Annotated in this window: 16 protein-coding genes and 3 tRNA genes; 9 read left to right on the top strand and 10 right to left on the bottom strand. The window is 55.8% G+C overall.

Annotated features, from left to right (window positions below; all coding sequences use genetic code 11):
* Window positions 1-196: 196 nt before the first annotated feature.
* The 3 genes from D1823_RS06170 to D1823_RS06160 all read right to left on the bottom strand — a co-directional run bounded on the left by D1823_RS06170 (window position 197) and on the right by D1823_RS06160 (window position 1,822).
* On the bottom strand, window positions 197-559 hold the full coding sequence (locus D1823_RS06170; protein WP_117869086.1) for an SUF system Fe-S cluster assembly protein: 363 nt from the start codon (window positions 557-559) through the stop codon (window positions 197-199).
* A gap of 94 nt (window positions 560-653) precedes the next feature.
* Complete coding sequence (locus tag D1823_RS06165) at window positions 654-932, bottom strand: NfeD family protein (protein ID WP_117872770.1); 279 nt, start codon at window positions 930-932, stop codon at window positions 654-656.
* Complete coding sequence (locus tag D1823_RS06160) at window positions 932-1,822, bottom strand: SPFH domain-containing protein (protein WP_117869085.1); 891 nt, start codon at window positions 1,820-1,822, stop codon at window positions 932-934. The genes D1823_RS06165 and D1823_RS06160 overlap by 1 nt, the downstream gene beginning before the upstream one ends.
* Before the next feature lie 175 nt (window positions 1,823-1,997).
* Here D1823_RS06160 and D1823_RS06155 point away from each other — a divergent pair, with 175 nt between their 5' ends.
* From D1823_RS06155 to lon, 4 genes are all read left to right on the top strand, one after another.
* Complete coding sequence (locus D1823_RS06155) at window positions 1,998-2,909, top strand: nucleoside hydrolase (protein ID WP_117869084.1); 912 nt, start codon at window positions 1,998-2,000, stop codon at window positions 2,907-2,909.
* Between the two features lie 63 nt (window positions 2,910-2,972).
* Complete coding sequence (gene tgt, locus D1823_RS06150) at window positions 2,973-4,103, top strand: tRNA guanosine(34) transglycosylase Tgt (protein WP_117869083.1); 1,131 nt, start codon at window positions 2,973-2,975, stop codon at window positions 4,101-4,103.
* Window positions 4,104-4,195: 92 nt separating this feature from the next.
* Complete coding sequence (locus D1823_RS06145) at window positions 4,196-4,603, top strand: DUF6636 domain-containing protein (protein ID WP_117869082.1); 408 nt, start codon at window positions 4,196-4,198, stop codon at window positions 4,601-4,603.
* 223 nt (window positions 4,604-4,826) lie between these two features.
* Window positions 4,827-7,235, top strand: coding sequence for an endopeptidase La (lon, locus tag D1823_RS06140; RefSeq protein ID WP_117869081.1), 2,409 nt, complete (start codon window positions 4,827-4,829; stop codon window positions 7,233-7,235).
* Window positions 7,236-7,283: 48 nt separating this feature from the next.
* Here lon and D1823_RS06135 read toward each other — a convergent pair whose 3' ends face one another.
* Both D1823_RS06135 and D1823_RS06130 read right to left on the bottom strand, forming a co-directional pair.
* Window positions 7,284-8,870, bottom strand: a complete 1,587-nt coding sequence (locus D1823_RS06135) for an APC family permease (protein WP_117869080.1) — start codon at window positions 8,868-8,870, stop codon at window positions 7,284-7,286.
* Window positions 8,871-8,982: 112 nt separating this feature from the next.
* Window positions 8,983-9,057: transfer RNA gene (locus D1823_RS06130), tRNA-Val, on the bottom strand.
* A gap of 180 nt (window positions 9,058-9,237) precedes the next feature.
* Between D1823_RS06130 and D1823_RS06125 the strand changes: the two genes are divergently transcribed.
* The 3 genes from D1823_RS06125 (at window position 9,238) to uvrA (ending at window position 12,471) form a co-directional block, all read left to right on the top strand.
* Window positions 9,238-9,314, top strand: a tRNA-Asp gene (locus D1823_RS06125).
* A 44-nt stretch (window positions 9,315-9,358) separates the two neighbouring features.
* A tRNA-Asp gene (locus D1823_RS06120) sits at window positions 9,359-9,435 on the top strand.
* Window positions 9,436-9,612: 177 nt separating this feature from the next.
* Entirely contained in the window at window positions 9,613-12,471 is a 2,859-nt protein-coding gene (gene uvrA, locus D1823_RS06115; RefSeq protein ID WP_117869079.1) for an excinuclease ABC subunit UvrA, read from the top strand.
* Between the two features lie 37 nt (window positions 12,472-12,508).
* Here uvrA and D1823_RS06110 read toward each other — a convergent pair whose 3' ends face one another.
* From D1823_RS06110 to D1823_RS06090, 5 genes are all read right to left on the bottom strand, one after another.
* On the bottom strand, window positions 12,509-12,700 hold the full coding sequence (locus tag D1823_RS06110; protein WP_117869078.1) for a DUF2892 domain-containing protein: 192 nt from the start codon (window positions 12,698-12,700) through the stop codon (window positions 12,509-12,511).
* Window positions 12,701-12,772: 72 nt separating this feature from the next.
* A complete protein-coding gene (gene mmsB / locus D1823_RS06105; protein ID WP_117869077.1) occupies window positions 12,773-13,645 on the bottom strand; it encodes a 3-hydroxyisobutyrate dehydrogenase in 873 nt (290 codons plus the stop codon).
* A gap of 3 nt (window positions 13,646-13,648) precedes the next feature.
* On the bottom strand, window positions 13,649-14,689 hold the full coding sequence (locus D1823_RS06100) for an enoyl-CoA hydratase/isomerase family protein (RefSeq protein WP_117869076.1): 1,041 nt from the start codon (window positions 14,687-14,689) through the stop codon (window positions 13,649-13,651).
* A gap of 7 nt (window positions 14,690-14,696) precedes the next feature.
* Window positions 14,697-15,839 (bottom strand): acyl-CoA dehydrogenase family protein, encoded by a 1,143-nt coding sequence (locus D1823_RS06095; protein WP_117869075.1) that lies wholly within the window; start codon window positions 15,837-15,839, stop codon window positions 14,697-14,699.
* A gap of 112 nt (window positions 15,840-15,951) precedes the next feature.
* Window positions 15,952-17,067 carry a carboxylate-amine ligase gene (locus D1823_RS06090; RefSeq protein WP_117872769.1) on the bottom strand — a complete coding sequence of 372 codons (1,116 nt, stop codon included), beginning with the start codon at window positions 17,065-17,067 and terminating at the stop codon, window positions 15,952-15,954.
* 137 nt (window positions 17,068-17,204) lie between these two features.
* On the opposite strand from D1823_RS06090, the gene D1823_RS06085 reads away from it, so the two are divergent.
* Both D1823_RS06085 and D1823_RS06080 read left to right on the top strand, forming a co-directional pair.
* The gene (locus D1823_RS06085) at window positions 17,205-18,056 is read left to right on the top strand and encodes a class I SAM-dependent methyltransferase (protein ID WP_117869074.1); all 852 of its coding nucleotides are present in this window, start codon (window positions 17,205-17,207) and stop codon (window positions 18,054-18,056) included.
* A 71-nt stretch (window positions 18,057-18,127) separates the two neighbouring features.
* On the top strand, window positions 18,128-18,604 hold the full coding sequence (locus tag D1823_RS06080) for a fasciclin domain-containing protein (protein ID WP_117869073.1): 477 nt from the start codon (window positions 18,128-18,130) through the stop codon (window positions 18,602-18,604).
* Window positions 18,605-18,647 lie beyond the last annotated feature (43 nt).

Here is an 18,647-nt window from a genome sequence, read left to right as displayed (position 1 = left end):
CCGTTCTCGGGCAAGAACGGTCCATGTTATTGGGCCAGGAATCCGGGGGGCGGTCATAACACACCCAGCCTTCGATACAGCATTCTTCAATGCCAACCACAGGTATTATCTGTCAGGATTGTGACAGGTGCTGCACGAATGCGTGACGAAAATACTAATGTTTCGTGACAGTTGGCTGAAATGAAGTGCCTGGGTTCTACATAAAGCCCAGTTCCAGACGGGCCTCATCCGACATCATCTCCATGCCCCAGGGCGGCTCCCATGTCAGTTCGACATCAACTTCTTTGACACCTGCAACGGGTTCGATTGCCTCGACAATCCAGCCGGGCATGTCGCCCGCGACCGGACATCCGGGCGCCGTAAGGGTCATGATGACCTTCACTGCGTTGTCCGCAGCAATGTCAATCGTATAGATCAGGCCCAGGTCGTAGATGTTGACCGGAATTTCAGGGTCATAAACTGTGCGGCACGCTTCGACCACGGCCTCGTAAAGCGGGTGTTCAATCGTTGACGGCGCAATAAGCGGGGTGCCTTCAAACTGTTCGCTCGGGTGAGTCATCTTTGCCTCGGGTCAGTTGCCTGAGTGATTATATAGGGAATACCTGCAACAGCGTCCAGTAGGGGAGTGACGCTCGGGTGAGCGTCACTATGTCTTAGTCATTGATGTCATGGGTGAAGGTTTTGACCTGGCCGTGCGGCAAGGCGAAGAGCTTGCGCAGGACAAGCCATGCGATCAACGAAAGCACTGCGAAGATCAGCGCGAGAACATGCAACGACATTGTCATTCCGGGGATGACGAGGATAAGACCGGTGATCGCGGCTCCGATCGCAAAGCCCAGAAAGATGAACCCGGGCAGAACGATTTCCAGGATCCCCAGTGCCAGCGCGGCCGCCAGCCAGATCCACCAGGTCAGCCAAAAGGGATCAGCCATCATCTACCTCCTTTGAGCATTTTGAACGCATCGCCAAAGGCTTCAAGTGCGTTGGCGGGCACGACGATTGTTTGTTTTCCAGATCCGTTGCCCAGCGCATTAAGGGCTTCAACTTGCTTCAGCGCAACCTGATACTGGGCAGCTTGGATGCCATTCTCCTGAATGGCCTTGGCGACGACGCCAGTCGCGTATGCCTCGGCCTCGGCCTGAATGCGTCGTGCCTTGGCGGTTTGTTCTGCCGCGTACAGCTCGGCATCAGCGTGCAATTCGACGGCACGTTTCTGACCTTCGGCTTCGGTCACCTGCGCGCGGCGGGCACGTTCCGCGTTCAGCTGTTGCAGCATGGCATCGCGGGTGGCCTGATCCAGATTTACATCCAAAATCTCGGCCCGGGTGACTTCAATCCCCCAGTCATCCACAGCAGTTTCGACGCTTTCCTGAATCCGTGTGATCAACTGGGCGCGGTTCGACTGTACCTCGTCCAGATCCATCTTGCCGATCTCGGCGCGAACGATACCAGCAACAGTGGTTGCAATCGCACCATCAACATCGCGGATTCGATAGACTGTCTTTTCCGGTTCGAGAATGCGGTAAAAGACAGAGGTGTCGATCTGCACCAGAACGTTATCCTTGGTGATCGCGTCTTGCGTTGCATTCGGCAACTGCCGTTCGAGGATCGAGATCTTGTGGCGGGCGACGTCCAGAAACGGAACAATGAAATTGATGCCAGGGCCAAGCACCGAGTGCAGTCTTCCAAACCGTTCTACAACATATTTTTCGGATTGCGGAACGATCTTGATGCCCTTGAGAATAACGATGACCACCAGCACGGCGGCCAGCAGGTAAATGATGTTTGACGAAAGCAGTCCGATGATCTGATCTTCGGTCATTCTGTCCTCTTTTTATTGTGTACAATTGTATACATGTGGGGATTGAGTCGCGGGATTTCAACTCTGGTATGGAGGGAAAACCGCCAGACGCAAACGCCTCACTATGGGAATTCAGCATTGAACTGAACTGCTGTGACTGCTTTGCATCCCAGCTTGTTTGCGGTATCGGGCGGGGATGAAATTGATTATCGATACGGATCCAGGCATCGACGATGCCATGGCGATCGCTTATGCCGCCGCTGCGTCTGAATTTGACCTGATCGGCCTGACCACGGTGTTCGGCAACACACATGTTCACCAGTCCAGCCGCAATGCCCGGTTCTTGCTGGACAAGCTGGGTCTGGACCTTCCGGTTGCAGAAGGGGCCTCATTCCCGCTGGGGACTGATAGTCATGCACCGTCTGAACATGTGCACGGCCCGGAAGGGTTTGGCGATTTCACCGAGGTCCCCGAGTTAGGATTAAACCACGATCTTCCGGCCGCAGAGTTCCTGGTTGAGATGGCCCGGATGTATAAAGATGAGTTGGTCCTGTGTGCGGTCGGACCGCTGACCAACATTGCCAACGCAATGCGGTTGGACCCGGAATTTTCCGGTAATCTTGGCCGGTTGGTGATCATGGGCGGTGCCGTGTACTGCTCGGGCAACATCACCGAACATGCCGAAGCCAATATTTATCATGATGCCATTGCAGCAGACGAGGTCTTTTCCGCTCCGCCCGAAACGGTTCTGGTTGGTTTGGACGTTACCCTGAAGACGCTGTACGAGACTGCAGATTTCGAAGCCTTGGCGCAAAAATCGCCCAACATGGGATCTTTTCTGCGAGACATCTCTCGCTTCTACCTGGAATTCTACAAAAAAATCGGCGGATTGGAAGGATGCGGCCTGCATGATTCAACTGCTGTGATCGCCTGCTCGCACGGAGCGATGTTCGACATGGTCGAAACCGGACTGCGTGTTGTGACGGAAGGCGATCGGATGGGTGCGACGCAACCTGACCCGGATCGTCCAGTGGTTCGTGTTTGTCGCGATGTGGATGGGGTAGGGGTCGTGCGTCTGTTTACCGAACGTGTTGCGTCCTTGCCCTGACGGGTTGCAAAGACCGATCGGATCGGGCAAATCCTGCCCGGTTCGGCGATCCGAGGCGATGACATGACCCAGCAATTCTCTTTCGAGCTCAAGGCAGCAGACGGCAAGGCCCGTACCGGTGTTATCAACACACCGCGTGGCGAAGTGCGTACACCTGCCTTCATGCCAGTTGGTACCGCGGCGACAGTCAAGGCGATGATGCCCGAAAGCGTCCGTGCCACAGGGGCCGATATTCTGCTGGGCAACACCTATCATCTTATGTTGCGTCCCACGGCCGAACGGATTGATCGTCTGGGCGGGTTACACAAATTCATGAACTGGGACCGTCCCATTCTGACGGACTCGGGGGGGTTTCAGGTCATGTCGCTGGCCGGTTTGCGCAAGCTGACCGAAAAGGGTGTGACCTTCAAATCCCATATCGATGGGTCGAAACACGAGCTGACACCTGAACGGTCAATGGAAATTCAACGCCTTCTTGGTTCCGACATCGTGATGTGCTTTGACGAATGCCCCGCGTTGCCCGCAGATCGTGACCGGATCGCCGAATCCATGCGTTTGTCGATGCGTTGGGCAGAGCGGTCCCGTGACGCATTCGGGGATCGCCCGGGGCATGCTCTGTTCGGTATCATGCAGGGTGGTCTTGAGCAGGACCTGCGGGAAGAAAGCGCCGAGGCGTTGAAGATTATTGGCTTCGAAGGCTACGCCGTTGGCGGCTTGGCTGTGGGCGAGGGGCAGGAGGCCATGTTTGACTGCCTCGATTATGCCCCCGATTTCCTGCCCGTGGACAAGCCGCGTTACCTGATGGGCGTTGGCAAGCCGGATGATATAGTCGGAGCAGTGGCGCGAGGGATCGACATGATGGATTGCGTCTTGCCGTCCCGTTCAGGTCGTACCGGTCAGGTGTTCACCCGCTATGGCGTCGTGAACATCAAGAACGCTCGCCATGCAGACGATCCGCGCCCGCTGGATGAGAAATGTTCATGCCCGGCCTGCGCGAATTACTCACGCGCCTACTTGCACCATGTGTTCCGCGCCAACGAGATGATCTCGGGTATGTTGCTGACCTGGCACAACCTTCATTACTTTCAGGAAATCATGCAGGGCATGCGGGACGCGATTGCTGAGGGCACCTTTGATGCGTGGCAGGCCGAGTTCCATGCGCAACGCGCGCAGGGCAATATCGAGCCCCTGTAACCGGTCCATTCGGGTGACATTTGCTTGGTTTTTCGGTATCCTGAAACCACTTCAAGCAATGCCATTTTCGTTCGCGACCCGGAGAGTTTTTCATGTTTCGCTTTTTCCTCGGCGCAGTGGTTTTTTGCGCTACTCCTGCAATTTCAGACGTCTGGACTTTTGAAACCCCATCCGAAAACATTCAGTGTTCGGTGGGAGAAAGCGCGGATTCATCGGACATCCAGTGCACGATTATTGAAAAATACGGCCCACCAGCGATGCCACGCCCCGCGAATTGTCAAACTGACTGGGGGCATGACTTCCTGATGTTCGATACCGGCCCTGTGGAAATGCTGTGCCAGCCGCTAAATCGGAACCAGGACGGATTCGACCGTGCGGATTACGGCGTCACCGGTCGGTTCGGAGGATTTACCTGCAGCTCTTCCACAAAAGGTCTGGAATGTCGCAACCGGGACGGCCGCGGGTTTTTTCTGTCTCGGGCGGTGCAGCGGGTTTTCTGACCCTGGAATTGCGCATTGCATACGCATGTCACACTAATTTCGGTGGATATGTCCCCGGGACATCTTGCAGTCCCGAAAACCTCGGTTCATGCTGAAACACATTACATGGCGGTAAGGTTGAAAAAGGGCGATGAGGCCCCACCTTTATCGTCCAAGACAGGAGATGGCCGGATGTTGCCTCGATGAGGGACAAGCGCCATCTTGCCAACGATAAGGATAGAGCATGCAAGAGCCTCTAAACTCCTCATACCCCGTTCTGCCGCTGCGCGATATTGTGGTGTTCCCGCATATGATCGTGCCGCTCTTCGTGGGCCGAGACAAATCCGTCCGCGCGCTGGAAGAGGTGATGCAGGACGACAAACAAATTCTGTTGTCCAGCCAGATTGATCCGGGCGTCGATGACCCGGATGAGGACGGTATTTACCGGTCCGGCGTTCTGGCCAATGTGCTGCAACTGCTGAAACTGCCCGATGGCACCGTCAAGGTGCTTGTCGAAGGGCAAGCGCGCGTACAGATCACCGAGTTTCTTGAAAACGAAGAGTTTTTCGAAGCGCGGTCGGAATATCTGACCGAGATTCCGGGAGACGTTACCACGACCGAAGCCCTGTTGCGCACCGTCGCGGACGAGTTCGAACGCTATGCCAAGGTGCGTAAGAACATCCCCGAAGAAGCGCTGACGGCCGTGGGTGAAACCACCGAGCCGGCAAAACTGGCCGACCTTGTGTCGGGCCATCTGGGCATCGAGGTCGAACAAAAGCAGGACCTGCTGGAAACGCTCAGCGTCAGCGAGCGGCTTGAAAAAGTCTATGGCCTGATGCAGGGCGAAATGTCGGTTTTGCAGGTCGAGAAAAAGATCAAGACCCGTGTCAAATCTCAGATGGAGAAGACCCAGCGAGAGTACTATCTGAATGAGCAGATGAAGGCCATTCAGAAAGAGCTAGGCGATGGCGAGGATGGCAGCAATGAAATTGCGGAGCTGGAAGCCAAAATCGCTGAGACCAAGCTGTCGAAGGAAGCGCTGGAAAAGGTGGAAGGCGAGCTGAAGAAGCTCAAGAACATGTCGCCCATGTCGGCCGAAGCCACGGTTGTACGCAACTATCTGGACTGGATTCTGTCTCTGCCGTGGGGTACCAAATCCCGCGTCAAAAAGGACTTGGCGCGCGCGCAAGACATTCTGGATGCCGATCACTACGGCCTTGAGAAGGTCAAGGAGCGGATCGTTGAATATCTGGCCGTTCAGCAGCGTTCGAAAAAGCTGAAAGGCCCGATCATGTGCCTCGTGGGCCCTCCGGGCGTGGGTAAAACCTCGCTTGGTAAGTCCGTTGCGCGGGCGACCGGGCGCGAATTCATTCGTATCAGCCTGGGTGGCGTACGTGACGAATCCGAAATCAGGGGGCACCGCCGGACATATATCGGGTCGATGCCCGGGAAGATCATTCAGGCGCTGAAAAAGGCGAAAACCACGAACCCTCTCATTCTGCTCGATGAGATCGACAAGATGGGGCAGGATTTCCGTGGTGATCCGGCTTCGGCGATGCTGGAAGTGTTGGACCCGGAACAAAACAGCACGTTCATGGATCACTACCTTGAGGTCGAATATGACCTGTCCAACGTGATGTTCCTGACCACGTCCAACAGCTACAACATGCCAGGGCCACTGCTGGACCGGATGGAGATCATTCCTCTGGCCGGCTATACCGAGGACGAAAAAAGAGAGATCGCCAAGCAACACCTGATCGCCAAGCAGGTCAAAAACCATGGTCTGAAAGCCAAGGAATTTGAACTGACCGAGGAGGCGCTGCAAAAGATAATCCGCACCTATACCCGCGAGGCTGGCGTGCGGAACCTCGAGCGTGAAATCGCCAAGGTGGCACGGAAGTCGCTGACCAAGATCATCAAGAAAGAGGCGGAAACCGTTACGGTCACGCCAGAAAACCTCGATAAGTTCCTGGGGGTGCCAAAGTTCCGTTACGGTCTGGCCGAGCAGGACGATCAGGTTGGTGTCGTGACCGGTTTGGCATGGACCTCGGTTGGGGGCGATCTGCTGCATATCGAGGCGTTGAAGCTGCCCGGTAAGGGTAGGATGAAGACAACCGGTAAGCTAGGCGATGTGATGAAAGAGTCCATCGATGCGGCTTCGTCTTATGTGCGGTCGATTTCTCCCAAGATCGGAGTGAAGCCGCCGCAGTTCGACAAGATCGACATCCACGTGCACGTGCCCGATGGCGCAACGCCCAAGGATGGTCCGTCGGCGGGTCTGGCGATGGTGACATCCATCGTGTCGGTTCTGACAGGTATTCCTGTTCGTAAGGACATCGCCATGACGGGCGAGGTCTCGTTGCGCGGGAACGCAATGCCGATTGGGGGTTTGAAAGAAAAACTGCTGGCTGCGCTGCGCGGTGGTATCAAGACGGTCCTGATCCCGGAAGAAAACGAAAAGGATCTGGCGGATATCCCTGACAATGTGAAGGAGGGATTGAAGATCATCCCGGTCAAGCACGTCTCGGAGGTTCTTGAGCATTCTCTGGTTCGTACACCGGAACCTATTGAATGGGACGAAGCGGCCGAGGAGGCCGCTGCAGCGGCAGCGGCCTCTTCTGACGCGACGGTGCCATCAGCCACTGCACACTGAGCAGACAGGTTGGATGAATGAAAAAGGCGGGGCAATTGCTCCGCCTTTTTACAATCCAATTACGGGTTTCTTTGGATCAATTATCTCCTCTTCAGATATGTATTCATTGAACTTTTCCGGTGACAGTGCTGAGCGAACGGCAAGAACGAAAACGATTGATGAAAACAGGACGCAAACCAGAATATCCCATCCAAACGGAATTTGCTTCAACGATCCGGTTCCAAATTGTCCTAGGAACGAGATCAGCCCAAGACCAGCAAAATAAGGCATCAGCCACAAGGCTTCGGTGACGTCCATTTCGTCTAAACGATTTCGGAACCGGACGAGCAACAGAACCTTCCCAACGATCAGCGCGATGCCAAGCCGCCAGACCGTGTCCCATCCGCTCCAATAGACGATGAGTGTGGCAATGGCGAATGCCGACAGCGCAACAAGGCGAACGGCCGGTATGCGGATCGACCGAGGATGGTCGGGTAAAAGATCCCGCAGACAAACCACCGCAACCGGTCCGACAGCAAATGACAAGACGATGGCCGCACCGTTCAGGGCAATAACAGTGGTAAAAGGCACCGTTAGCAGGAACAGCGTTCCAATCAGAAAGTTCAGTGCCAGCGCCCATAACGGGACTCCAAAGGACGACAGGGCCTTCAATCGTTTGGGCAGGAACCCGTTTTGGGAGAGGGCGAGGGCGATACGCGCGTTCGATCCGGTTGAAACCAGCCCATTGCCGAAGGGGCCTATTACAGATCCGACATTCAGCAGGCTCAGAAACCACACCAAGCCGACGGATGTGATTACTGCGTCCAGAGGGCCTTCGCCACCAAAACTCAGTTGTGCCCACCCCTTGGAAAGCATGGATGGGTCGAGCGCGCCGATGAAAGCCACTTGCAAACCAAGGTAAATGGCGGCGCACAGGACAATCGACAATATCAAAGCGGCCGGAATGGCAAACTTCGGATTTCGAACTTCGCCAGCCATATCTACCACATGGCGAAAACCAATGAACGAAAAAATAATCCCTCCAGTGGAAACAGCGGCCATGATTCCTTGCAAACCGTAGGGGGCAAATCCATCTGGTCGCGAGAAGTTTTCAACCTTGAAGCGACTTGCGATAAGCAAAATGGACAGAACCACAGGTATAGCGATCTTTGCCCAAGTAAGGACCGCATTAACACGCGTGAAGAACTTGACCCCAAGTGCATTTACCGCAACGAACAGCAGCATGAAAACCAACGCGACGAAAACGCCTGCTCCGGTCAGATCGCCCGTCTCAGCCGTATGCAGCCAAGGCGCATAGGGCGCGAGGTATTTCAGCATGGCCTCAACTTCAATTGGCGCTGTAGTGTTATAGCCAATCCAGGCCGTCCACCCCATGGCCATCGACACGATGTTGCCATGCGAAAACTGTGGCACGCGCGCAATCCCACCCGGAATGGGAAGCATGGCGGAAATCTCGGCGAAGGTGATTGCCAGTATGAACATGGCAACCGCGCCAATAATCCATGAGATTACAGCCGCCGGCCCCGCGTGCTGAACCGCAAGTAGGGGGCCAAATAGCCAGCCCGACCCTATGATTCCCCCAACGGAAATGAAGGTCAGTCCTAATAGGCCGATGTCTCGCTTTAACCCCGTCATGATGACCTCGGCCTCCGCGTATGGCCAATTATTGGGCCAAATAGGTCACGATAGTCGCCGAAATCCCAACGTGGCAAGCCCGCTGGTTCTAAGCAAAGAATTTAAAAGGAGATGGTGGGTGATAAGAGATTTGAACTCCTGACATCTTCGATGTGAACGAAGCGCTCTACCACTGAGCTAATCACCCATGACACGCGGTCATAGCTTTCCAAAGAGTGCGTCGCAAGTGAAATTGACAAGCTCGCAAGGGCAAAAAACGCCTCGTGAACAAAAAACTGGATTCTGACAAAAAACTGCAAAACGCCGCTTGACGCTGCCCCACCGTAGCCATAATACACCCAAACGTTCAGCAATGAACATGCAGCGGGCGGTTGTAGCTCAGATGGTTAGAGTACCGGCCTGTCACGCCGGGGGTCGCGGGTTCGAGCCCCGTCAACCGCGCCACCGCTGCCAACCTTGGTCCAGGATAAAGGCCATGAAATAGATGCGCGGTTGTAGCTCAGTTGGTTAGAGTACCGGCCTGTCACGCCGGGGGTCGCGGGTTCGAGCCCCGTCAACCGCGCCATTTTCTTCTCAAAAACACCTGTTGATCAGAAAGTCTCGCGTTGGACTGGACGATACCATGACCATAGTTTGATTTGGTCGGCGAAAATCTGTACGTTCACTAAATGTTCTAACTTTTCTGTTGGAGACTCGGGCAAGCTCGCCTATCTCTTAACCACTTGTTTGTTGGGGGCCGGAAATGGCTGAGCTGAAGAATATAGAGGTGCGCGGCGCGCGCGAGCATAACCTCAAGGGCATCGACGTCGATATCCCTCGGGATCAGTTGGTGGTCATCACAGGCCTGTCTGGTTCGGGCAAGTCGTCGCTGGCGTTTGATACGATTTATGCTGAAGGCCAGCGCCGTTACGTCGAAAGCTTGTCCGCCTATGCGCGGCAGTTTCTCGACATGATGGAAAAGCCCGATGTCGATCATATCAGTGGTCTGTCCCCTGCGATTTCGATTGAACAGAAAACGACCTCCAAGAACCCACGTTCGACTGTGGGGACCGTTACCGAGATCTACGATTATCTGCGTCTGCTCTTTGCGCGCGCGGGCACGCCGTACAGCCCGGCCACAGGCCAGCCGATCGAGGCGCAGCAGGTACAGGACATGGTCGACCGCATCATGACGATGGAGGAGGGCACGCGCGGCTATCTGTTGGCCCCGATTGTGCGTGACCGCAAAGGTGAGTACCGGAAGGAATTCCTGGAGCTTCGCAAGCAGGGGTTCCAGCGCGTGAAGGTGGATGGTGAGTTCTATGAGCTGGATCAGCCCCCGACGTTGGACAAAAAATACCGTCACGACATCGACGTTGTGGTCGACCGTCTGGTTGTTCGTGATGGGATGGAGACGCGTTTGGCCGACAGTCTGCGCACCGCTCTGGATTTGGCAGATGGGATAGCAATACTGGAAACGGCACCCCGTGAGGGTGATCCGGAACGGATTACGTTCAGTGAAAACTTTGCCTGCCCGGTCAGTGGTTTCACCATTCCCGAGATTGAACCACGTCTGTTTTCGTTCAATGCGCCATTCGGAGCCTGCCCGGATTGTGATGGGTTGGGGGTAGAGCTGTTTTTTGACGAGCGTCTCGTAGTGCCGGATCAAACGCTGAAGCTGTATGACGGGGCCTTGGCGCCATGGAGGAAAGGCAAGTCTCCGTATTTCCTTCAGACAATCGAAGCCATCGCGCGCCATTATGAGTTTGACAAAAATACGCCCTGGAAAGACCTGCCCAGCAATGTGCAGCAGGTGTTCCTGCGGGGCTCGGGCGATGAGGAAATCCAGTTCCGCTATGACGAAGGCGGACGGGTGTATCAGGTGACGCGCAGTTTCGAGGGCGTGATACCGAATATGGAACGACGTTATCGCGAAACCGACAGCGCGTGGATACGTGAGGAATTTGAGCGGTACCAAAATAACCGTCCATGCGGCACCTGCGAAGGGTATCGTCTGCGGGCCGAAGCCTTGGCAGTGAAGATCGCCGGGCTGCACGTCGGTCAGGTTGTCCAAATGTCCATCCGCGAAGCGCTGGCCTGGATTGAGGATGCCCCGAACCACCTGAGTGCTCAGAAGAATGAGATTGCCCGCGCAATCCTCAAGGAAATTCGAGAGCGCTTGGGATTTCTGAATAACGTTGGTTTGGAATACCTTACGCTGTCTCGTTCAAGTGGAACGCTGTCTGGCGGCGAAAGTCAGCGTATTCGTCTGGCAAGCCAGATCGGCTCGGGCCTGACCGGGGTTCTTTATGTATTGGACGAGCCCTCAATCGGCTTGCATCAACGTGATAATGACCGGTTGCTGGATACGCTCAAGAATCTGCGGGATCAGGGCAACACCGTGATTGTTGTCGAGCATGACGAGGAAGCCATCCGCGAAGCAGATTACGTGTTCGACATCGGCCCCGGTGCGGGCGTGCATGGCGGGCAGGTGGTCAGCCACGGCACGCCCGAGCAGATAGCAGCGGACGCGGCCTCGATCACGGGGCAGTATCTGTCGGGTCTGCGCGAGATTCCAGTGCCCGCCGATCGGCGCAAGGGAAACAAGAAAAAGGTAACGGTCGTAAAGGCTTCGGGCAACAATCTCAAGGACGTTACGGCCGAGTTTCCCTTGGGCAAGTTCGTTTGTGTCACTGGTGTATCTGGTGGCGGTAAGTCGACCTTGACGATTGAGACGTTGTTCAAGACGGCTTCGATGCGGTTGAACGGTGCGCGGCAGACACCTGCACCATGTGAAACCATCAAGGGATTGGAGCATCTGGACAAGGTTATCGATATTGACCAGCGCCCGATCGGGCGGACTCCGCGGTCGAACCCTGCAACCTATACCGGGGCCTTCACCCCGATCCGCGACTGGTTTGCCGGACTGCCCGAGGCGAAAGCGCGGGGATACAAGCCGGGTCGTTTCAGCTTCAACGTCAAGGGGGGAAGGTGCGAGGCGTGTCAGGGGGACGGCGTCATCAAGATCGAGATGCACTTCCTTCCTGACGTCTATGTCACCTGCGAAACCTGCAAAGGCGCGCGGTACAATCGCGAAACGCTTGAGATCAAGTTCAAGGGCAAGTCCATTGCGGATGTGCTTGATATGACGGTGGAAGACGCGCAGGAATTTTTCAAGGCCGTGCCATCAATCCGCGACAAGATGGATGCGCTGGCCCGCGTGGGTCTTGGCTATATCAAGGTGGGTCAACAGGCGACCACGCTGTCGGGTGGTGAGGCGCAGCGCGTGAAACTGTCCAAAGAACTGTCAAAACGGTCAACCGGGCGAACGCTCTATATCCTGGACGAGCCAACCACAGGTCTGCATTTCGAAGATGTGCGTAAGTTATTGGAAGTGCTTCATGAATTGGTGGATCAGGGCAATACCGTCGTGGTGATCGAGCATAATCTGGACGTTGTGAAAACCGCCGATCATATCATCGACATCGGGCCTGAAGGCGGCGACGGTGGTGGTGAGATCGTAGCCGTTGGTGCACCCGAAGAGATCGCTCAAATCGAACGCAGCCATACCGGTAGATACCTGAAAACCATGCTCAACCCGGATCGAGTGGCGGCGGAGTAGGCGCCTTCAGGCAGCTCTCACTCCACCGCCTGTCCAATCAGCGTTTCTTGGCTGGACAGGTGCTGATTCCCAACACCGAGTATAGGGGGCATGAATTAAGCAGGCCGGTGACCAACGGCACGACGCCGATCCACATCCAAGTTCCGTATCCCAGCAGGGCGCCCAGAATAAGCGCAATGCCTATTGCGATCCGAAGTGTTTTGTCGATCCCACCCATGTTATTAGTCATCACGAAAGTATCCTCTCCAAAAGGGTATAGCTTTGGGATACTTTATATTCCCTGATGGGAATATGACTTGAATCAACTTCGCCCTCGCTTTTCAAACCGGGGAAGCATGGCGCTGAAATCGCGGCCCAGTCCGTCCTCGTTTTCGACGAATTGTTCGTAAAGTGCAGTCGCGGCCTGTCCCATCGGTGTATCTGCATCAGCACTGTCTGCGGCTTGTTGGCTGAGTCGCAGGTCTTTCAGCATCAATTCGGCTGCAAATCCAGGAGTATAGCCATTGTCGGCAGGGCTTTGTGGCCCTACGCCTGGGGCGGGGCAATAGGCGTTCATCGTCCAACTGTACCCGGATGAGGTGCTGACCACGTCGAACATCTTTTGGCGGTCCAGACCCAATTTGTCGGCCAGGGCAAAAGCTTCACAGGTGGCAATCATGGTGACGCCCAGAATCATGTTGTTGCAGATCTTGGCGGCTTGGCCAGCTCCGGCTTCGCCGCAGTGAACCGCTTTTTGCCCCATGATGTCGAACAGGGGAGCAGCCTTTGCAAAGGCGGCTTCTGATCCACCGGCCATGAACGTCAGGGTGCCACCTGCCGCACCGCCGACACCACCCGAAACCGGAGCGTCAACGAACAACAGACCAGCGCCGCTGGCCTGTTCTGCGACTGCGCGCGCGCTGTCCACGTCAACCGTCGAGCAATCAATCAGAACGGCACCCTTCGCCATGGCGGGAATGATCTGATCTGCAACTGCCCGTAGAATGGCGCCATTCGGCAGCATTGTTATGACAGCATCGGAAGAGGTAACGGCTTCGGTCGCAGTATCGGCCAGCGTAACCCCGTCAACAGTGACGCCCGCGGTGTCGAATCCGAGAACCTGATGCCCGGCCTTTGCCAGATTGGCCGCCATGGGTGCCCCCATGTTTCCCAGCCCTATGAACCCGATCTGCATCTCTTAGTCCTCCTCGAATGTCAGGGTGTCCGCACCCAATGGCTGCAACATTTTCGAGACGGCCACCAGAGGGACGTCCATATCGGGAAACTGCCAGTTCGGGTTGCGGTCTTTATCAATGATCTGCGCGCGGATGCCTTCCAGAAAATCACCGTGCTCCATGGATCGGTGCGTAAAGCGGTACTCCATATCCAAAGCGCGCCGCATGGTCAGAGAGGGACCACGCAGTCGGTGTAACATCTCGATCGTGCAGGCCACGGAAAGCGGTGCATTTTTTCTTATTTTTTCCAGAGCTTTTTGCGCAAACTCGTGATCATCACTGCGCAGGCTGGTCAGGATGTCGCCCAGTGTTTCACCGGAAAAATGCTTGTCGACTTCGGTTTGCAACTTTGCCAATTCGCCGTTGGGTGGTGTTCCGGCATGTTCGGCCACCAGTTCTGCATTTCCAGACGCTTCCAGCATTTCGATCAGATCGGACCAACTCGATTGCGGGATGAAATGGTCGGCAAACCCCGCAAGGATCGCGTCTGCAGGTCCCATTCTGAAGCCTGTGGTTCCCAGAAACTCACCCAATCGCCCAGGTGCGAGCGCGAGCATCAGCGTACCGCCAACATCCGGAACCAAGCCAATCGAGCATTCGGGCATTGCAATCCTGGAGCTTTCTCCGACGACGCGATGGCTGCCATGGCAGCCGATGCCGACACCGCCGCCCATGGTAAACCCCTGAAGAAAACTGATGACCGGTTTAGGATACTCGAAGATCAGGGCATTCAGACGATATTCATCGCGCCAGAACTTCTGACCATACGAAAAGTTGCCTTTGGTGCCTGTTTCGTAAAGTTCGGCAATATCACCACCCGCACAGAAGGCTTTTTCCCCCTCGGCGTCCAGAACGATCATGTCAACGGCATCGTCTTCACGCCAGTTGCGCATCGCTGTGTCGATGGCCATGCACATGTCATAGCTCAACGCGTTCAGCGCATGGGGGCGGGTCAGGGTGATGCGACCGGCACGGCCTGTGGTGCGGATTTCGATGTCTGACATTGGGGCCTCAGCGGTTGGCGAGCAACTGACGCGAAACGATCACGCGCATGATCTCGTTCGTGCCTTCCAGAATCTGATGCACCCGCAGATCGCGCACAAGCTTTTCGATGCCGTAATCTGCAAGATATCCGTAACCGCCATGCAGTTGCAGGCACTGATCCACCACTTTCGATCCGGTTTCAGTCACGAATTTCTTGGCCATGGCGCAGAATTTCGTGGCATCGGGCGCCCCCTGATCCAGTTTCCACGCTGCCTGACGCAGGAAGGTACGGGCGGCCTGCAATTCGATTTCCATATCTGCCAGACGGAACTGAAGGGCTTGGAACTGATCGATGGATTGGCCGAATGCCTTGCGCTCGGACATGTATTGCAGCGTCATATCCAGCCCGGCTTGAGCAGCCCCAAGGGAACAGGCAGAAATGTTGAGCCGCCCACCATCCAGCCCCATCATGGCATATTTAAATCCGTCGCCTTCGGTGCCTACAAGGTTGCCAGCGGGAATTTTACAGTCGTCGAACTGAACCTGCGCGGTCGGTTGGCTTTTCCAGCCCATTTTCTGTTCCAGCGCCCCAAAGCTCAGCCCCGGCGTGCCGTCCTCAACATATACAGTCGAGATCCCCTTGGGCCCATCCTGACCGGTACGCACCATACAGACATAGGCATCGGAGTAGCCGCCGCCTGAGATGAACGCCTTGGTGCCATTCAACGTATAACCTTCGTTTGTCCGTTCGGCGCGGGTTTTCAGCGCCGCCGCGTCAGAGCCGGAACCGGGCTCCGTCAGGCAATAGCTCAGAACCGTATTCAGACTCAGAACATCCGGCATGATGCGCGCCTTTAGTTCATCATCCGCGAAATTGTCCAACATCTTGGCGCACATGTTGTGGATCGACAGGAAGGCGGCGACCGAAGGGCAGGCCATTGACAGGGCCTCGAAAACCAGGGTCGCATCCAGACGGGTCAGGTTTGAGCCTCCGCTTTCCTCGGATACGTAAAGCGCGCCGAAGCCAAGCTCGCCTATCCTTGGCCACAGGGTTTTTGGAATGGTTCCGTCCGCCTCCCACTTGCGCGCAAAGGGTGCGATGTTTTCCTGCCCAAACGCGTGTGCCATGTCGAAAATGGCTGTTTGTTCCTCGCTGAGTGCGAAATCCATGACGCTCCCTCCCGTCGGCAATGAATTGAACGGTTGTTTATTTCTGAATTCTTACAGAAATTTTGCAGGCGCAACAATGAGTCGGTTGAAAGGGGCCGGAGGCCGAAAACACTCAGAGGTCGGCGTGAAATTCCTCGATCAGGTGGCGCACGACGGCTTTCCCCGGATCGTCCCCGCGCGCTGTTGCCTCGGCATGAATACGGCGTTGGCGCGTGGCGGAAGTGCCGTTTTCAGCAATTTGCCTGAGCCGTGCGAGTTCAGTCATCGTGCCGAGGGCCTCGGTGTCTTCAGCCAACAACCCCATAAGGTCGCCGATCAGTTCAGACATGGGCTTGACCGACCGGTCGCCGAAATCAATCAGCCCTTCACCCACTCCGTAGCGTTGAGCGCGCCAGCGGTTTTCGCCGATCAGAAAACGATCATATTGCCGCCAGCGCAGGTTGCGGTCTTTCAGGCGGCACAGCATCCGGGTCAACGCCTGCACCAGTGCCGCCAACGACAAAGTGTGCTCCAGCCGTGGTTGAACATCCATGATCCGTGTTTCCAAAGTTGGGAAACGATGCGAAGGGCGCAGATCCCACCAGATCTTGGTGGTGTCTTCTATGACGCCGAGCTCGACCAGAATACCCGTGGTCCGTTCATACTCGCTCCAACTGGCAAAAACTGGCGGCAGCCCGGTGCGCGGCAGGTTGTCGAACACCGTCAGACGGTATGAAGACAGGCCGGTATCCTCGCCGCTCCAGTAAGGCGAAGATGTGGACAGCGCCAGGAGATGCGGCAGAAAGTATGACAGTTGCGGCATCAGGTCGGCCCGAAGCGCAGGGTCTTCGACCCCAACATGAACATGCATCCCGCAGATCAGCATCCGTCGGGCAACACCGCCTAGTGCGTGTTGCAACGCGTCATACCGTTCTTTCCGGGTGTGGTGTTGATCTTTCCAGTTGGCGAAGGGATGGCAAGAGACGGCGATAGGGGAAAGGTTGTATTCGGCCGCTCGTTTCGACACGCATGACCGCAGCCGCTTCAGATCTTCGCGCGCTGAAGCTACCGTGGTGTGTGGTCTGGTTCCAACCTCTATCTGACATTGCAGGAACTCGGGACTGACCTGACCTTCGAAATCGCTTTGGCAGGCTTCCATTAGCGCTTCGGGGGCTTCGGACAATTGCAGGCTGTCGCGATCCACCAACAGATATTCTTCTTCGATCCCGAGTGTAAATTCCTGCTGCATGGCGGCCCTCGCAGTTGTCAGTTCAATCAGTGAATACGGAAATTTACGTTTTGCCAAGGGTTTGCCCGGCTTGCCCTTGCAGAGAAACGGTCCGCAGCGGTAAGGAACGTTGCATAACAGATCGCGGAGCCAGCGCCTTGAAACCCAGAAAATTCCCAAAGATCAACACCGCCCTTGAAGAATTGGGGGTGAAACTGGTCGACAGAGTTACGGAACAGGATGAACGGGCGCGGCTGGAAGCCTTCGAGGCTGCGGGTGGCTTGGCGCGTCCTGCATATGCGTTGTCCCCGGGAATGGAGGGGTTCGACATTTCACAACTGGTGGCGGAATACGAGCGTCACAAGGCAGCCTTGGAGGCACTGAAAGATCCCGCGCGCAACCAGACCGGCTATTGCCCAGAAAATGGTTACTATGACAGCCCGGATGCGGATGTTTTGTATTTGATGATCCGTCGCTTCCAATCCAAGCGGGTGATCGAAGTCGGATGCGGCAACTCTACCCGTGTAACCCGACAGGCGATCATCGATGGCAGGCTGAACACCACCATTACCGCAATCGACCCTTATCCTCGTGCCGACATTGCCCACGTTGTAGATTGGTTCGAACAAGAACGACTCGAAGAAACGGACCCGGAACTGTTTGCAGAACTGGAGGCCGGAGACGTTCTGTTTATCGACTCCAGCCATGTTGTGCGGATGAGCAACGACGTTGCCCATCTTTTCTGCCGCATCATACCGACGCTTAAACCTGGGGTGGTGATCCACGTTCACGATGTGTTTTTGCCCTACGAATATCCCAAGCGCTTCTTCTATGATTGCCCAGGTTGGGGAGAACAGTACATGCTGCACGCGTTGCTGCAATCTGACGCGTATTCAATGCTTTGGCCGGGATACTACCTGCAACGGGATCGGCCCGATGCCGTTGCGGCCTTGCCGTTTTTGTCCAAAGGACGCGCGCAGAGTATCTGGGTGCAGCTCAGAGAAAAATGATATCAGAGTGATCCACAGCGGCAAAAGGTCCGTATCCCTTTCCATAACACGCTGGAGAGGAGAAGACAGCTATGTTCCGTCGCACATTCATGGGCGCAGCCGCCGCACTTGCATTCGCTATGCCACTCAAGGCTCAGGCCGCCGACATCGTTGACACCGCCGTTGCCGCCGGGTCCTTCAACACATTGGTTGCCGCCGTTCAGGCCGCAGGACTGGTTGACACCCTGAAAGGAGATGGTCCGTTCACCGTATTTGCGCCCACAGACGAAGCCTTTGCTGCGCTTCCTGAAGGTACTGTCGAGACGCTCTTGAAACCTGAAAACAAGGATCAACTGATCGCCATCCTGACCTATCACGTGGTTCCGGCCAAGGTTATGTCCGGTGATATTGCCGGCAAACGCGCCAAGGTTCTGACCGTTCAGGGCGATCGGCTGAGCGTCAATGCCAAAAACGGCGTGAAAGTGAATGACGCCAAAGTCGTGCAGGCAGATATTGAAGCCAGCAATGGTGTCATCCACGTCGTCGACGCGGTGATCCTGCCGGAATAAAGTCTGGTTTCTGAAAACAACAAAGCCCCGGCGATCGACCGGG

The sequence above is a fragment of the Ruegeria sp. AD91A genome (genome assembly GCF_003443535.1).
Lineage (GTDB): Bacteria > Pseudomonadota > Alphaproteobacteria > Rhodobacterales > Rhodobacteraceae > Ruegeria.
Note: the sequence above shows the minus strand (reverse complement) of the source record. Positions and strands in the feature narration are given on the sequence as shown.

What these genes read in the sequence shown, in the direction of transcription:
- D1823_RS06170 (WP_117869086.1), bottom strand. Translation starts at nt 559, where the DNA reads ATGACTCACCCGAGCGAACAGTTTGAAGGCACCCCGCTTATTGCGCCG.
- D1823_RS06165 (WP_117872770.1), bottom strand. Translation starts at nt 932, where the DNA reads ATGGCTGATCCCTTTTGGCTGACCTGGTGGATCTGGCTGGCGGCCGCG.
- D1823_RS06160 (WP_117869085.1), bottom strand. Translation starts at nt 1,822, where the DNA reads ATGACCGAAGATCAGATCATCGGACTGCTTTCGTCAAACATCATTTAC.
- D1823_RS06155 (WP_117869084.1), top strand. Translation starts at nt 1,998, where the DNA reads ATGAAATTGATTATCGATACGGATCCAGGCATCGACGATGCCATGGCG.
- tgt (WP_117869083.1), top strand. Translation starts at nt 2,973, where the DNA reads ATGACCCAGCAATTCTCTTTCGAGCTCAAGGCAGCAGACGGCAAGGCC.
- D1823_RS06145 (WP_117869082.1), top strand. Translation starts at nt 4,196, where the DNA reads ATGTTTCGCTTTTTCCTCGGCGCAGTGGTTTTTTGCGCTACTCCTGCA.
- lon (WP_117869081.1), top strand. Translation starts at nt 4,827, where the DNA reads ATGCAAGAGCCTCTAAACTCCTCATACCCCGTTCTGCCGCTGCGCGAT.
- D1823_RS06135 (WP_117869080.1), bottom strand. Translation starts at nt 8,870, where the DNA reads ATGACGGGGTTAAAGCGAGACATCGGCCTATTAGGACTGACCTTCATT.
- uvrA (WP_117869079.1), top strand. Translation starts at nt 9,613, where the DNA reads ATGGCTGAGCTGAAGAATATAGAGGTGCGCGGCGCGCGCGAGCATAAC.
- D1823_RS06110 (WP_117869078.1), bottom strand. Translation starts at nt 12,700, where the DNA reads ATGACTAATAACATGGGTGGGATCGACAAAACACTTCGGATCGCAATA.
- mmsB (WP_117869077.1), bottom strand. Translation starts at nt 13,645, where the DNA reads ATGCAGATCGGGTTCATAGGGCTGGGAAACATGGGGGCACCCATGGCG.
- D1823_RS06100 (WP_117869076.1), bottom strand. Translation starts at nt 14,689, where the DNA reads ATGTCAGACATCGAAATCCGCACCACAGGCCGTGCCGGTCGCATCACC.
- D1823_RS06095 (WP_117869075.1), bottom strand. Translation starts at nt 15,839, where the DNA reads ATGGATTTCGCACTCAGCGAGGAACAAACAGCCATTTTCGACATGGCA.
- D1823_RS06090 (WP_117872769.1), bottom strand. Translation starts at nt 17,067, where the DNA reads ATGCAGCAGGAATTTACACTCGGGATCGAAGAAGAATATCTGTTGGTG.
- D1823_RS06080 (WP_117869073.1), top strand. Translation starts at nt 18,128, where the DNA reads ATGTTCCGTCGCACATTCATGGGCGCAGCCGCCGCACTTGCATTCGCT.